Raw genomic sequence first — 13768 nt, 5'->3', positions numbered from 1 at the left:
GTCACGGTTACCGTGCGATCTCCGGGTCGATCTCGCGGAGCAGGCCGGTGGAGACGTCGAAGACGAATCCGCGCACATCGTCCCGATGCAGCAGGAATGGGTTGGTCCGCACGCGTTCCATCGACTGCCGGACGTCCTGGTCGAGATCTCGGAAGGACTCCACGGCCCACGAGGGGCGCTGGCCGACCTCGGCCTCCAGGTCGTTCCTGAACTCCTCGGTGAGGTTGAGGAGTCCGCAGTCCGTGTGGTGGATGAGAACAACCGAGCGGGTGCCGAGCGCCCGCTGGCTGATCGTCAGGGAGCGGATCGCGTCGTCGGTGACGACGCCGCCCGCGTTGCGGATGGTGTGGCAGTCGCCGAGGTCGAGGCCGAGTGCCTCGTGCAGGTCGAGCCGGGCGTCCATGCAGGCCACGACGGCGACCCGCTGCACCGGCCTGGCATCCATGCCCGGGTCGGTGAACCCTTCGGAGTAGCGGTGGTTGGCGGCCACGAGGCGGTCGGTGACGGTCGCCTGCGGCGCTGCTCCGGATTGCGGGGAGGCGGATTTCGACATGTCTACGACGGTAGACGCCCTGCCGCCCTCCGGCTCGCGCAGGTGGGGGCGAAAGGGACCGCGCGGCGTCGATGTGAGGTAACCCACAGTGGTTCCCCGTGCGTAGCGGGGGCTCGATGCAGGGGAGGGACGCGCCTTTGGCCCGTAGTTGACCGCCGCGTGCAGTGGACTAGAGTGACGCGCAGTGGGAGGCGAACCTCCCCAAGGACCCCCGAATCCCCTCGCGTGCGCGGGCGCGTACGTGCGGCTCGGCCTCCTCCCGCTCCCGGCCCGCAGCCTCCCGTGACCCGGGGGTCTCGCGCCGTATCCCCTTCGAGCGGGCGGGGACCAAGGAGCATGTGCATAGCTGCCCGCCAGAGTTGAGAGGGCACATGACCACCGACGAGCGCCCGGCCTTCGGCAGGCACGACCCCGTCATGCTCCGGCGCTCCCTCGAGCTGCTCGCTCCGGCGCTCCGGGAGCCCGGCGCCGTCGTCGTCGACTGCACCCTGGGGCTCGGCGGTCACAGCGAGGAGCTCCTGAAGACCTTCCCCGAAGCCCGCCTCGTCGGCCTCGACCGCGACACCGAGGCGCTCCGCTTCGCCCGCGCCCGGCTGGCGCCGTACGGCGAGCGGGCCACTCTCGTGCACGCCGTCTACGACGAACTCCCCGACGTCCTGGACCGGCTCGGCACCCCCCGGGTGCAGGGCGTGCTCTTCGATCTCGGCGTCTCCTCGATGCAGTTGGACGAGGCGGAGCGCGGCTTCGCCTACGCGCAGGACGCACCGCTCGACATGCGCATGGACCAGAGCACGGGCCCGAGCGCCGCCGATGTGCTCAACACCTACCCGCCGGGCGACCTGGTGCGCATCCTGCGGAGCTACGGCGAGGAGAAGCAGGCGAAGCGGATCGTCGAGGCCGTCGTGCGGGAGCGTGCCGTGGAGCCGTTCCGTACCAGTGCGCGGCTCGTCGAGGTGATCAGGGACGCGCTGCCGCAGGCGGTGAAGCGCACCGGAGGGAACCCGGCGAAGCGGACCTTCCAGGCTCTGCGGATCGAGGTGAACGGGGAGTTGGCGGTGCTGGAGCGCGCGCTGCCGAGCGCCGTCGACGCGCTCGCCGTCGGCGGCAGGGTCGTGGTCCTCGCCTACCACTCGCTTGAGGACCGCATGGCGAAGCGGGTCCTCGGCGCCGGCGCGACGAGCACCGCGCCCGCCGACCTGCCCGTCGTCCCCGAGCAGTACCAGCCACGGCTGCGGCTGCTCACCCGCGGCGCCGAACTGCCGGACGACGAAGAGGTGGCGACCAACCGCCGTGCGGCACCGGCGAGGCTGCGCGGCGCCGAGCGCATCAGGGAGGCGAACCGGTGAGCGTCAGCGGAGCGAGGCGGGGGAGCGGAACCGGTGCGCCGATGCGCCGGTGCGGGGCAACGGTGGTGTGCCGGTGAGCGCGCAGGGCAGGATCGCGCGCCTGGCGCGGATGGTTCCGGCGGGCGCCTCCCACGCGCGGCGCACACCCTTCGTCCTGCTCGTCGTCGTCCTCCTCGGTTCCGGACTCCTGACGCTGCTCCTCCTCAACGCCTCGCTCAACAAAGGGTCGTTCAGGCTGAGCAAGCTGGAGCAGGAGACGGAGCGCCTCACCGACCAGCAGCAGGCGCTCCAGCAGCAGGTCGACGGCTACTCGGCCCCCGCCGTGCTGGAACGCAGGGCCAGGGGACTCGGGCTCGTGCCCGGCGGCGTCCCCGTCTTCCTCGCACCCGACGGCAGCGTCCGCGGCGATGCCGAGTCAGCGGAGGTCACGGAGTGAGCCAGCGCCCCGACCCGCGACGGAAGGTCCCCGGGCCCGCGCGTCCGCAGCGGGCGCGGGGCGAACCGCCGCGCGCCGCGCGCAAGCCGCCGGCCAGGCAGCGCCCGTCGGGCGGCGGTCGCGGCGGAAGCGGACTCCGGCTCGCCTCCTACCGCCCGCGACTGCGCCTCGTCGGTGTGGGGCTGACGTTGATCGTCGCCGTCTTCTCGGTACGGCTGCTCCAGGTGCAGGCCGTCGACGCCAGCGCGTTCGCCGAGAAGGCAGCCCTGAACCGGTATGTCAAGGTGCCGCTCGCGGCCGAGCGCGGAGCGATCACCGCGCGCGACGGGACCCCGTTCGCCAGCACGGTCGACGCGTACGACATCACCGCCGACCCCTACCTCTTCACCCGCAAGCAGACCGGCGTCGCCGACGCGCCCGAGCGCGCCGCCGCCCTCCTGGCGCCGGTGATCGACGGCAACCGGCAGAAGATCGCCGAGCAGTTGAGCCGCACCGACACCCGCTACGTGCTCCTCGCGCGGCAGCGGACGCCGCAGGAGTGGCGGAAGATCAAAGAGCTCAAGTCGGAGCAGGCGGCGAAGGCGTCGGAGAAGAAGGGCGCCAACGTCCTCGCCGGGGTCTTCCAGCAGGAGCACGCCAAGCGGATCTACCCCAACAAGGACCTCGCCTCCGGCGTCCTCGGCTTCGTCAACTCCGAGGGCGAGGGCGGCGCGGGGCTCGAGGCGAAGCTCGACAAGAAGCTGGCGGGCGAGGACGGGAGGATCACCTACGCGCAGTCCGGCGGCCGGCAGGTGCCGACGGCCGGCGTCAACGAGGAGTCGGCGACGCCCGGTTCGGACATGGAGCTCACCCTCGACCGGGACATCCAGTTCGCGGCGCAGCGGGCCCTGGCCGACCGCGTCGAGTCGTCGGACGCGGACAGCGGGTACGTCGTCGTCCAGGACACGCGGTCGGGGCAGCTCCTCGCGATGGCGAACGCGCCCGGCTTCGACCCCAACGACCTGAGCGGCGCCTCCGCCGAGTCGCTCGGCAACCCGACCGTGCAGGACGTCTACGAGCCGGGTTCCACAAGCAAGTTGATGTCGATGGCCGCGGTGCTGGAGGAGGGCAAGGCCACGCCGTCCACGCAGGTCACCGTCCCCAACAGGCTCAAGCGCGCCGACCGCTTCTTCGCCGACGACGTCGACCACCCGACCTGGCAGCTCACCCTCAACGGCGTCCTCGCCAAGTCGAGCAACATCGGCACCATCCTCGCCACCGAGCAGCTCGGTGGCACGCAGGCGAAGGCGAACCGCGTCCTCCACGACTACCTCCGACGGTTCGGCATCGGCAGGCCCACGGGCCTCGGCCTGCCGGGCGAGACCGAGGGCATCCTCCCGAAGCCGGGGAAGTGGAGCTCCTCGCAGCAGTACACGATCCCCTTCGGCCAGGGCCTCTCGCTCAACGCCGTGCAAGCGGCATCGATCTACTCCACCATCGCCAACGGCGGTGTGCGCAAGGAGCCGACGCTCGTCCGCGGCACCACCCAGGAGGACGGCAGGTACGTGCGCGCCCCCGAGCCGAAGGAGCGCCGGGTCGTCAGCGAGAAGACGGCGCGCACGCTCTCGCGGATGCTGGAGTCCGTCGTCGACGACATGGAGGGCACGGGGACGACGGCGAAGATCCCCGGCTACCGCGTCGCGGGGAAGACGGGTACGGCCAACCGGGTGGACCCGAAGACCGGGCGCTACGACGGGTATACGGCGTCCTTCGCCGGCTTCGCGCCGGCGGACAAGCCGCGGGTGACGGTCTACTGCGCGGTCCAGAACCCCAAGAAGGGCAGCTACTTCGGCAGCGACGTATGCGGCCCCGTCTACAAAAAGGTCATGAACTTCGCGCTGAAATCCCTGCAGATCCCTCCGACCGGTGACAAGCCGGCCCAGATGCCGGTCTTCGCCAACCCGGGGTCCGGCAGCACCGACTGATGGGAGCCCGCCACGTGAGAGAGATCACCGGCGGCGCGTACAACCGCCCTGCCGACGCGGGGGAGTCGCGCCCCTCGCTTCGCGGCGGGGCCCGTGCGCCCGGTACGCTCACCGCCGTGCCACAAGCTGATCAGACCTCCCCCGCGCCCGCGGCGAAGGGGCCTGCTGCAGGTTCCGCCGCCCCCTCGGCAGGCGACGCCTTCCCGGGCCCGCCCCGCCCGACGCGGGTCACCCCCGTCCCCCTCGCCGAGCTGGCCCGTCTCCTCACGGCCGAGATCCCCTCGGCAGCCGACGAGGAGGCGCAGGCCACCGGCATCACCCACGACTCCCGCGCGGTACGCCCCGGCGACGTCTACGCGGCGCTCCCCGGAGCGCGGTTCCACGGCGCCGACTTCGCGCCGCAGGCCCAACGGCTCGGCGCCGTCGCGGTCCTCACCGACCCGGCCGGCCGCGAGCGCGCAGCCGAGACGGGGCTGCCCGTCCTCGTCGTCCCCGACCCGCGCGGCCGGATGGGCGCGCTCGCCGCGGCCCTCTACGGCGAGCCCGGCGCCGACCTCCTGCAGATCGGCATCACGGGGACGTCGGGCAAGACCACGACGGCGTACCTCGTCGAGGGCGGCCTGCGGCGCGCAGCCGGCGAGGCGCGCACGGCCGAACTGCCCGACGGCGCCGTGCGCCCGGGCGGCACGGGGCTGACGGGGCTCATCGGCACCGTGGAGTCGCGGATCGGGGACGAGCGCATCAAGTCGGAGCGCACCACCCCCGAGGCCACCGAACTCCAGGCGCTCTTCGCCGTGATGCGCGAGCGCGGGGTGACCTCGGTCGCCATGGAGGTCTCCTCGCACGCGCTGGTGCTCGGACGCGTCGACGGCAGCGTCTTCGACATCGCCGTCTTCAACAACCTCAGCCCCGAACACCTCGATTTCCACCCGGACATGGAGGACTACTTCCGCGCGAAGCGTCAGCTTTTCACCAAGGCACGCTCCCGTGCCGGCGTCGTCAACTTCGACGACGAGTACGGCTTCCGCCTGATCAGGGAGTCGGAGGTGCCGGTCACGACGTTCTCGGCCGAGGGCCACCCCGACGCCGACTGGCACGCGGAGGAAGTCCGCGTCGGCCCGCTCGGCTCGACGTTCACCGCGGTCGGCCCGAAGGGCGAGAAGGTCGCCGCCGCTTCGCCGATCCCCGGGCCCTTCAACGTCGCCAACGCGCTCGCCGCGCTCACGGCGCTCGCCACCGCGGGCATCGACCCGCAGACGGCGGCCGACGGCATCGCCGAAGTCCCCGGTGTACCCGGCCGGTTGGAGCGCGTCGACGCAGGCCAGCCGTACCTCGCCGTCGTCGACTACGCGCACAAGCCCGACGCCGTCGAGTCCGTCCTCTACGCGATCCGCAAGGTCACCGAGGGGCGGGTGCACGCGGTGCTCGGCTGCGGCGGCGACCGCGACCCGCACAAACGTCCCGCGATGGGCGCGGCCCTCGCCCGCCTCGCCGACACCGCGGTGCTCACCTCGGACAACCCGCGCTCCGAGGACCCGCTCGCCATCCTCGCCGCCATGCTCGGCGGTGCGGCCGAGGTGCCCGCCCACGAACGCGGCACCGTGCTCCTGGAGGAGGAGAGGGCCGCCGCCGTCGACGCTGCGGTGGCCCGCGCCGAGGCGGGGGACACCGTGCTGGTGCTCGGCAAGGGCCACGAGCAGGGCCAGGACATCGCCGGCGTCGTGCGCCCCTTCGACGACCGGGACGTCCTCCGCACCGCAATCCGTGCGCACGTCGACGCCTCCCCCGCCCCCGCCGGGCGGACCCCCGCCCCAGCGCAGTCCCGGCCCGCCGAGGCGGCGCCGGAGGAAGCCGCCCCCACCCCGCCCCGGACAGACAAAACGGAACGATGATTCCCCTCTCCCTCGCTGAGATCGCCGCCCTCACCGGCGGACGGCAGCACGACATAACGGAGTCCGGCCGCGAGGTCACGGGCCCGGTCGTGATCGACTCCCGTCAGGCAGGCCCCGGCAGCCTCTTCGCCGCCTTCGTCGGCGAGCACGTCGACGGCCACGAATTCGCGGAGAGCGCCCGACAGGCCGGCGCCGCCGGGGTGTTGGCGACCCGTCCGCCGGGCGGCCCCGCGATCGTCGTCGACGACGTCGTACGCGCGCTGGGTGCGCTCGCCCGGCACACCGTCGCCGAGCTCGGCACGCGCGTCGTCGCCCTCACCGGCTCCAGCGGCAAGACGAGCACCAAGGACCTGCTCGCACAGTTGCTCCAACGCCTCGGGCCGACCGTCTGGCCCGAGGGCAGCCAGAACAACGAGATCGGGCTGCCGCTCACCGCCCTCCGCGCGGACCGCGGCACCCGCCACCTCGTGCTGGAGATGGGCGCGCGCGGCGTCGGCCACATCCGCTACCTGACCGAGCTGACACCGCCGGGCATCGGCGTCGTCCTCAACGTCGGCACGGCGCACCTCGGGGAGTTCGGCGGCCGGGAGCAGATCGCCCTCGCCAAGGGCGAGTTGGTGGAGTCGCTGCCGCCGGCGGCCGAGGGCGGCACGGCCGTCCTCAACGCCGACGACCCGTACGTACGCGCGATGGCCTCCCGCACCCGGGCCGCCGTCCTCCTCTTCGGCGAGGCCGAGGAAGCAGACGTCCGCGCGGCCGACGTCCACCTCACCTCCGCCGGCACCCCCGCCTTCACGCTCCACACCCCCACCGGGTGCGGCGAGGTGCGCATGCGGCTGTACGGTGAGCACCACGTGTCGAACGCGCTCGCGGCGGCGGCCGTCGCCCACGAACTTGGCATGCCCGCAAGGGAGATCGCGCAGGCGCTCTCGGAGGCCGGCACGCTCTCCAAGTGGCGGATGGAGGTCACCGAGCGCGCGGACGGTGTCACAGTCGTCAACGACGCCTACAACGCCAACCCCGACTCCACCAGGGCCGCACTCCGCACCCTCGTCGCCATGGGCGGCAGGGCGCAGGGCCCGGGAGAAGGGACCGCCGAGGGGGGACGTACCTGGGCGGTGCTCGGCGAGATGGCGGAGCTGGGCGACGAGGCGCTCGCCGAGCACGACGCGATCGGACGGCTCGCCGTCCGGCTCAACGTCAGCAAGCTCGTGGCGGTCGGAGGCCGGGAGGCCGGCTGGCTCGACATGGGCGCCAAGAACGAGGGTTCGTGGGGTGAGGAGTCGGTGCACGTGTCCGACGCTGAGGCGGCCGTCGACCTGTTGCGCAGTCAACTGCGGCCAGGGGATGTCGTACTGGTGAAGGCGTCCCGTTCGGTCGGTCTGGAGCGTGTGGCCGAAGCGCTGCTCGCGGAGGAACCGGGCGGTCGCCCGGGCGAGGCGACCGGAGGCGGGGCCCGATGAGGCAGATCCTCTTCTCCGGGGTGATCGGACTCTTCCTGTCCCTCGTCGGCACCCCGCTCCTGATCAAACTGCTCGCCTCCAAGGGCTACGGGCAGTTCATCCGGGACGACGGCCCACAGAACCACCACAGCAAGCGCGGCACCCCCACCATGGGCGGTATCGCGTTCATCCTCGCGACGCTGCTCGCCTACGCGCTCACCAAGCTGATCAACGGCAGTGAGCCGAGCTTCTCCGGGCTGCTGGTCCTCTTCCTCTTCGCGGGCATGGGGCTCGTCGGCTTCCTCGACGACTACATCAAGATCGTCAAGCAGCGCAGCCTCGGTCTGAGAGCCAAGGCGAAGATGGCGGGACAGCTCATCGTCGGCATCGCCTTCGCCGTGCTCTCGCTCAACTTCGCCAACAGCAGGGGGCTCACCCCCGCTTCGACGAAGCTCTCCTTCACACAGGACTTCGGCTGGTCGATCGGCCCGGTGCTCTTCGTCATCTGGGCGCTCTTCATGATCCTGGCGATGTCCAACGGCGTGAACCTCACCGACGGCCTCGACGGACTCGCCACCGGCGCCTCCGTGATGGTCTTCGGCGCCTACGTCTTCATCTGCATCTGGGAGTACCAGGAGTCCTGCGCCAACGCCCTCACCGCGGGGCCCGGTTGCTACGAGGTACGAGATCCGCTCGACCTCGCCGTCGTCGCGGCGGCGCTGATGGGCGCGTGCTTCGGCTTCCTCTGGTGGAACACCTCGCCGGCGAAGATCTTCATGGGCGACACCGGCTCCCTCGCGCTCGGCGGTGCCCTCGCCGGCCTCGCGATCCTCTCCCGGACCGAGCTGCTCCTCGCCGTCCTCGGTGGCCTCTTCGTCCTCATCACCATGTCCGTGGTGCTCCAGGTCGGCTCCTTCCGCCTCACCGGCAAGCGCATCCTCAAAATGGCCCCGCTCCAGCACCACTTCGAGCTGAAGGGCTGGTCCGAAGTGCTCGTCGTGGTGCGGTTCTGGATCATCCAGGGCATGTGCGCGATCGTCGGTGTCGGAATCTTCTACGCAGGATGGGCGGCGGCGAATTGACCTCCCCGACGGCACCGGCCGAGAGCATCCGCGTCCCCGAGGACCTCGAAGGGCTCCCCGTCGTCGTCGCGGGGCTCGGCGTCAGCGGACTCCCGGCGGCGAAGGCGCTCCACCGCTTCGGCGCCCGCGTCACCGCGGTCAACGGCGGCGACGGCGAAGGACCGCGCCGCCAGGCGGCTGAGCTCGACGCACTCGGCGTCGAGGTGCGCCTCGGCGACGACCGCACCCTCCCCGAGGACGCCCGGCTCGTCGTCACCACACCCGGGTTCAGGCCGGACAGTCCGCTGTTCGCAGCGGCCGCGAAGGCAGGCGTCCCCGTCTGGGGAGACGTCGAACTCGCCTGGCGGCTGCGCGGCGTCGCGGCGCCCGCCGTGCCCTGGCTCGCCGTCACGGGCACCAACGGCAAGACGACGACGGTGCAGATGCTCGCCGAGATCCTCGGCGCGGCCGGCCTGAAGACGGCGCCCGTCGGCAACATCGGCGTCTCCCTCATCGACGTCGTCCTCGGCACGCCGCCCTTCGACGACCTCGACGTCCTCGCCGTCGAGCTCTCCAGCTACCAGCTCCACTGGGCGCCGAGCCTCCGCCCGCACTCCGCCGCCGTCCTCAACCTCGCCCCCGACCACCTCGACTGGCACGGCTCCATGGAGGCGTACGCCGCCGACAAGGGCCGCATCTACGAGGGCAACGAGGTCGCCTGCGTCTACAACGCCGCCGACCCGGCCACCGAGGAACTGGTGCGCGGCGCCGACGTCGCCGAGGGCTGCCGCGCGATCGGCTTCACGCTCGGCAGCCCCGGGCCCTCCCAACTCGGCGTCGTGGAGGGGCTCCTCGTCGACCGCGCCTTCGTCGCCGACCGGCAGCGCAACGCCCAGGAGCTCGCCGAGGTCTCCGACGTCACACCCGCGGCCCCGCACAACGTCGCCAACGCCCTTGCGGCGGCCGCCCTCGCGCGCGCCCACGGCGTCCCGCCGACCGCGGTCCGCGACGGCCTGCGCGCGTTCCGCCCGGACGCGCACCGCATCGCGACCGTCGCCGAGATCGACGGCGTCGAGTACGTCGACGACTCCAAGGCCACCAACACCCACGCCGCCGAGGCGTCGCTCGCCGCCTACGGCCCGCTCGTCTGGATCGCCGGCGGCCTCGCCAAGGGCGCCACCTTCGACGGGCTCGTGCAGCGCTCGGCGGAGCGGCTGCGGGCCGTCGTCCTGCTCGGCGCCGACCGCGCGCTGATCGCCGAAGCCCTCGCGCGACACGCACCCGAGGTCCCGGTGGTGGACGTCGAGCGGACCGACACTGGGGCCATGGCTGCGGCGGTGGACGCCGCGCGCTCGCATGCCCGCCCGGGCGATACCGTACTACTCGCCCCGGCGTGCGCCTCGATGGACATGTTCGTCAACTACCACGCACGCGGCGACGCGTTCGCCGCCGCCGTACGGGAGTGGGAGACCGCGCCCGCGGGCAACGAGCACTAGCCCCGCTGGTCCCCGCGGACCGGGCGCGGGCGAGCAGGAGGGGAAGCAGGATGACGGCGCGACCCGCCAAGTCCGCCGAGCGGCGGCAGGTCAAACAGCCCGTTCCGGGCCGTCCGCCGCGCCGACCGCCGCGTCAGCAGCCCGGTGGCGGCGGTGCGTTGGCCCGCCTCCAGTTGCGCGTACGCCGTGCGTGGGACCGTCCGCTGACGGCGTACTACCTCATCTTCGGCGCCGGTCTGCTGCTCACGGTGCTCGGCCTCGTCATGGTCTTCTCCGCCTCGCAGATCCAGGCGCTCAACTCGGGCCTCGCCTCCACCCACTTCTTCCGCAAGCAGCTCATCGCCGCCGTGCTGGGCACCGTGCTGCTCCTCGTCGCCGCCCGGATGCCGATCGGCCTGCACCGCTCGCTCGCGTATCCGCTGCTCGCCGTCTCCATCTTCCTGCTCTGCCTCGTCCAAGTGCCGGGGCTGGGGCACGAGGTGAACGGCAATCAGAACTGGATCTACTTCGGCGGCCCGTTCCAGGTCCAGCCGAGCGAGTTCGCCAAGCTCGCGCTCGCGCTCTGGGCCGCCGACCTGCTGGCGCGCAAGGGTGAGAAAAAGCTCCTCAGCCAGTGGAAGCACCTGCTCGTCCCGCTCGTCCCGATGACGCTGCTGCTGCTCGGACTCATCATGCTCGGCGGCGACATGGGGACCGCGATCATTCTCACCGCCGTCCTCTTCGGGTTGCTGTGGCTCGCCGGCGCCCCGACCCGGCTCTTCGTCGCCGTCCTCGCCGCCGCCGCCTCGGTGAGCGCTTTCCTGATAGTGGCGAGTCCCCACCGGATGTCCCGGCTCGGCTGCATCGGCGCGACCGATCCGGGCCCCGCCGACCAGTGCTGGCAGGCCGTCCACGGCATCTACGCCCTCGCCTCCGGCGGATGGTTCGGTTCCGGCCTCGGGGCCAGTGTGGAAAAATGGGGCCAACTCCCCGAACCTCACACCGACTTCATCTTCGCCGTGACGGGGGAGGAACTCGGTCTCGCGGGGACGCTGTCGGTGCTCGCTCTCTTCGCGGCTCTAGGCTATGCGGGTATCCGCGTGGCCGGACGCACGGAGGACCCCTTCGTCAGGTATGCCGCGGGAGGTGTGACGACGTGGCTCACGGTCCAGGCCGTGATCAACATCGGTGCGGTGCTCGGCCTGCTGCCGATCGCCGGCGTACCCCTTCCGCTGTTCTCCTACGGGGGGTCGGCCCTGCTGCCGACGATGTTCGCCGTGGGGTTGCTGATCGCCTTCGCGCGCAGCGACCCGGCGGCGAAGGCCGCCCTGGCCATGCGACGGCCCGCTCCCGGGCAGCGCACTGCCCGCAGGGGGCTGACCGGGGTGAGTTGGAAGACGAGAAGACGGCGTGCCGCGAAGCCGCCGTCCAGAGAGCGGTGAATGAGTGGTGCACGTCGTACTCGCCGGTGGGGGGACCGCCGGCCATATCGAGCCCGCGCTCGCCCTTGCGGATGCCCTGCGCAGGCAGGACCCGACAGTGGGCGTCACGGCGCTCGGCACGGAGCGCGGACTGGAGACCCGGCTGGTACCCGAGCGCGGGTACGACCTGGAGTTGATCCCCGCCGTCCCGCTGCCGCGCAAGCCGACCCCGGAACTGATCACGGTCCCGGGCCGGTTGCGCGGCACCATCAAGGCGGCCGAGCAGGTCATGGAGCGGAACAAGGCGGAGTGCGTGATCGGCTTCGGCGGTTACGTCGCGCTGCCCGCGTACCTCGCGGCCAAGCGCCTCGGCATCCCGATCGTCGTCCACGAGGCCAACGCACGCCCGGGGCTGGCCAACAAGATCGGTTCGAGGTACGCGCGGTTCGTCGCCGTCTCCTCGCCCGACAGCAAGCTGCGGAACGCGCAGTACATCGGCATCCCGCTGCGCCGCGCAATCGCCACGCTCGACCGCGGCGCCGCGCGCCCCGAGGCGCGCGCCGCCTTCGGCCTCGACCAGCAGCTCCCCACGCTGCTCGTCTCCGGCGGCTCGCAGGGCGCGAGGCGGCTCAACGAGGTGGTGCAGCAGGCGGTCCCGCACCTCCAGCGCGCCGGCATCCAGGTACTCCACGCCGTCGGCCCGAAGAACGAACTGCCGCACGTGGACAACATGCCGGGGATGCCGCCATACGTCCCGGTACCGTACGTGGACCGCATGGACCTCGCTTACGCGGCGGCGGACATGATGCTCTGCCGTGCGGGCGCGATGACCGTGGCGGAGCTCTCGGCCGTCGGGCTCCCCGCCGCCTACGTCCCGCTGCCCATCGGCAACGGCGAACAGCGGCTCAACGCCCAGCCGGTCGTGAAGGCAGGCGGCGGACTCCTCGTCGACGACGCGGAGCTGACGCCGGAGTGGATTCAGAGCAGTGTGCTCCCGGTGCTCGCCGACCCGCACCGGTTGCACTCGATGGCCCGCGCCGCCGCGGAGTTCGGACGGCCGGAAGCCGACGAGCTCCTCGTCGGCATGGTCCACCAGGCGGTGGCCGAACACCGTCAGGGGTGACGGGGCCGGCCGCCAGGCGTGACGGAAGGCAGGGACAGTGGCCGGACCGATCAAGACCGACGCTCGCCGCAAGCGCCCGGAACCCGGCGAGCGCCGCGCCCCCGGCTCCGGCCCGCCCGCCGCCCCGCGCCCGCGCGGCCCGGCACGGCTGCTCGGCTCGACCCGGCGGCTGCGCCTCCTCCTCGTGGCCGCTCTCGTGCTCGCGCTTCTTGCGGGTGCGGGGGCGTGGCTGCTCTACGGGTCGCCGTGGCTGCGGGTCGAGAAGGTCACGGTGAGCGGGAACGGAGTGCTCACCGACGGCGAGTTGAAGCGTGCGGCGGCGGTGCCCGAGGGGGCGCCGCTCGCTTCCGTCGACGCGTCCGCCGTGCGCTCCCGTCTCACCGAACGTCTACCGCGGGTGGGGGAGGTCGAAGTGGTGCGTTCTTGGCCGAACGGAATCAGTCTGAAAGTGACGGAACGTCGGCCAGAACTCGTCATGGAAAGGGCCGACGATTATGTCGAAGTCGACGGTGAGGGCGTGCGATTCGCCACAGTCCGACAACCTCCGAAGGGCGTGCCCCACCTCGTCCTCGAACCGGAGAAGAACGCGAGTCTCCGCCACTTCGGTCGTGCCCGACTCCGCGCAGAGGCGGCGCGCGTCCTCGGAGACGTTTCGCCACAGGTTCGCAAGGACACCCGCACCGTCCGAGTCCGTTCCTACGACTCCGTCACTCTTGAGTTGACCAAGGGGCGTACGGTGATGTGGGGCAGCGGCGAGCATGGCAGTGCGAAGGCGAGGACGCTGACCTCGCTGATGAAAGCGGCGGACGGTGCCGAGCACTTCGACGTCCGAGTCCCCAGCGCCCCTGCGGCGTCGGGGAGTTGACGCACATCTGCGCAGGCCAGCACCCTGGATGGCTACCGCTGGACCTGATCACATAGGGTGAATGGAAAAACGGGAGGTTCGGCGTGTTCGTTGAACACTGACCACGTGTCGACTTAGTGTCCGTTCTCGAGAGTCCAGGGAAGACGGGCACTGCGAACCCTAAACTCACACTTAGGGTCGGGTCGGCGTT

11 protein-coding genes are annotated in these 13768 nt (G+C 71.8%); 10 read left to right on the top strand and 1 reads right to left on the bottom strand.

Features of this window, described 5'->3' with window-relative positions; translation table 11 throughout:
* Positions 1 to 7: 7 nt before the first annotated feature.
* Complete coding sequence (locus F603_RS0109585; RefSeq protein ID WP_019545790.1) at positions 8 to 553, bottom strand: beta-class carbonic anhydrase; 546 nt, start codon at positions 551 to 553, stop codon at positions 8 to 10.
* A gap of 371 nt (positions 554 to 924) precedes the next feature.
* Between F603_RS0109585 and rsmH the strand changes: the two genes are divergently transcribed.
* The 10 genes from rsmH (at position 925) to F603_RS0109535 (ending at position 13578) form a co-directional block, all read left to right on the top strand.
* Entirely contained in the window at positions 925 to 1899 is a 975-nt protein-coding gene (gene rsmH, locus F603_RS0109580) for a 16S rRNA (cytosine(1402)-N(4))-methyltransferase RsmH (RefSeq protein ID WP_019545789.1), read from the top strand.
* A gap of 73 nt (positions 1900 to 1972) precedes the next feature.
* Positions 1973 to 2335, top strand: a complete 363-nt coding sequence (gene ftsL / locus F603_RS35775) for a cell division protein FtsL (RefSeq protein WP_019545788.1) — start codon at positions 1973 to 1975, stop codon at positions 2333 to 2335.
* Complete coding sequence (locus F603_RS0109570; RefSeq protein WP_019545787.1) at positions 2332 to 4299, top strand: peptidoglycan D,D-transpeptidase FtsI family protein; 1968 nt, start codon at positions 2332 to 2334, stop codon at positions 4297 to 4299. The genes ftsL and F603_RS0109570 overlap by 4 nt, the downstream gene beginning before the upstream one ends.
* Before the next feature lie 14 nt (positions 4300 to 4313).
* Positions 4314 to 6191: a UDP-N-acetylmuramoyl-L-alanyl-D-glutamate--2,6-diaminopimelate ligase gene (locus F603_RS0109565; protein WP_019545786.1), complete on the top strand. Its 1878-nt coding sequence runs from the start codon at positions 4314 to 4316 to the stop codon at positions 6189 to 6191.
* Positions 6188 to 7654: a UDP-N-acetylmuramoyl-tripeptide--D-alanyl-D-alanine ligase gene (locus F603_RS0109560; protein ID WP_019545785.1), complete on the top strand. Its 1467-nt coding sequence runs from the start codon at positions 6188 to 6190 to the stop codon at positions 7652 to 7654. Before F603_RS0109565 ends, F603_RS0109560 begins: the two co-directional genes overlap by 4 nt.
* Positions 7651 to 8715, top strand: coding sequence for a phospho-N-acetylmuramoyl-pentapeptide-transferase (gene mraY / locus F603_RS0109555; RefSeq protein WP_019545784.1), 1065 nt, complete (start codon positions 7651 to 7653; stop codon positions 8713 to 8715). Before F603_RS0109560 ends, mraY begins: the two co-directional genes overlap by 4 nt.
* Complete coding sequence (gene murD, locus F603_RS0109550; protein WP_019545783.1) at positions 8697 to 10190, top strand: UDP-N-acetylmuramoyl-L-alanine--D-glutamate ligase; 1494 nt, start codon at positions 8697 to 8699, stop codon at positions 10188 to 10190. Before mraY ends, murD begins: the two co-directional genes overlap by 19 nt.
* A gap of 50 nt (positions 10191 to 10240) precedes the next feature.
* Complete coding sequence (ftsW, locus tag F603_RS0109545; RefSeq protein WP_019545782.1) at positions 10241 to 11611, top strand: putative lipid II flippase FtsW; 1371 nt, start codon at positions 10241 to 10243, stop codon at positions 11609 to 11611.
* A 7-nt stretch (positions 11612 to 11618) separates the two neighbouring features.
* Positions 11619 to 12713: an undecaprenyldiphospho-muramoylpentapeptide beta-N-acetylglucosaminyltransferase gene (gene murG / locus F603_RS0109540; RefSeq protein WP_026328277.1), complete on the top strand. Its 1095-nt coding sequence runs from the start codon at positions 11619 to 11621 to the stop codon at positions 12711 to 12713.
* Between the two features lie 37 nt (positions 12714 to 12750).
* Complete coding sequence (locus F603_RS0109535; RefSeq protein ID WP_019545780.1) at positions 12751 to 13578, top strand: cell division protein FtsQ/DivIB; 828 nt, start codon at positions 12751 to 12753, stop codon at positions 13576 to 13578.
* The last annotated feature ends 190 nt before the right edge of the window (positions 13579 to 13768 follow it).

This window comes from Streptomyces sulphureus DSM 40104 (assembly GCF_000381025.1).
Classification (GTDB): Bacteria; Actinomycetota; Actinomycetes; order Streptomycetales; family Streptomycetaceae; genus Streptomyces; species Streptomyces sulphureus.
The sequence above is the reverse complement of the archived record's forward strand: the minus strand, read 5'-3'. Positions and strand labels throughout refer to the sequence as shown.